Raw genomic sequence first — 1070 nt, 5'->3', positions numbered from 1 at the left:
GGAAAGCCAAGAAAAGAGATTATTCGTGAGTATGACCTTACTCCTTCTTCTTTAGATAAGTGGGTGGGTCAGAGTCAAAAGTCAGGTTCTTTTAAGGAGAAAGACAATTTAACAGATGAACAAAAGGAATTGCTGGAACTCCGAAAAAGAAATAAGCAACTAGAAATGGAAAATGACATTTTAAAGCAAGCCGCGCTGATACTAGGACGAAAGTAAATGTAATCAAGAATAACCAACACAAATACTCGATATCAGCAATGTGCAAAGTCCTACAAATCCCTAGAAGTGTCTATTATTATGAAGCAAAAGAAAGAAGAGCAGAGGATTCTGTTGTCTCTGATGTGATCGATATTTTTTACGCAAGCCGCCAAAACTATGGAACACGAAAAATCAAAGTTGAATTAAAAAAGCGTGGTCTTATCGTTTCCAGACGAAGAATTGGGCGCATAATGCAGGACCAAGGCCTAGTTTCCTCCTACACAATCGCTCAATTTAAACCACATGTGAAATCCTGTAATGAATCAGAACAGAAGAATGAACTGAATCGTGAGTTCACTCAAGAACAAGAAATGACCGCAATCGTAAGCGATTTAACATACGTAAGAGTGAATCAAAAATGGAACTACGTATGTGTCTTTGTCGATCTCTTTAATCGGGAAATCGTCGGGTTCAGTACAGGGCCAAATAAAGATGCCTTACTCGTTTATCGTGCGTTAGCTTCTATCAAGGTTGATCTTAATAAGATACGGCTATTTCATACGGATCGAGGAAATGAGTTTAAAAACAAATTAATTGATGATGCTTTAAAGACATTTAGTATTCAACGATCCTTAAGTATGAAGGGCTGTCCATATGATAATGCAGTAGCCGAAGCAACATTCAAAATCATCAAAACAGAGTTTGTGAAAGGCAGACATTTTAATAGTTTAGAAGAATTAACAAGGGAATTACAGGACTATGTTCACTGGTTTAATAGCATACGAATTCATGGAACCCTCGGATATAAAAGTCCGATTGATTATAAGCAAAGACACCTTAAAAAAATTGTCTAGTTTAGTGTTGACATACCA

At 36.7% G+C, this 1070-nt stretch carries 1 protein-coding gene; it reads left to right on the top strand.

Annotation, left to right across the window (positions count from 1 at the left end):
- Positions 1-1052, top strand: a protein-coding gene (locus J2Z40_RS19675) for an IS3 family transposase (protein ID WP_245350184.1) whose coding sequence is annotated in 2 segments (ribosomal slippage) — positions 1-181 and positions 181-1052 — 1053 coding nt annotated over the 2 segments. Because the reading frame shifts where the segments join, the coding sequence is not laid out codon by codon here. This gene is flagged as partial in the annotation.
- Between the last annotated feature and the right edge of the window lie 18 nt (positions 1053-1070).

It is taken from the genome of Cytobacillus eiseniae, assembly GCF_017874625.1.
GTDB lineage: Bacteria > Bacillota > Bacilli > Bacillales > Cytobacillaceae > Cytobacillus > Cytobacillus eiseniae.
The sequence above is the reverse complement of the archived record's forward strand: the minus strand, read 5'-3'. Positions and strand labels throughout refer to the sequence as shown.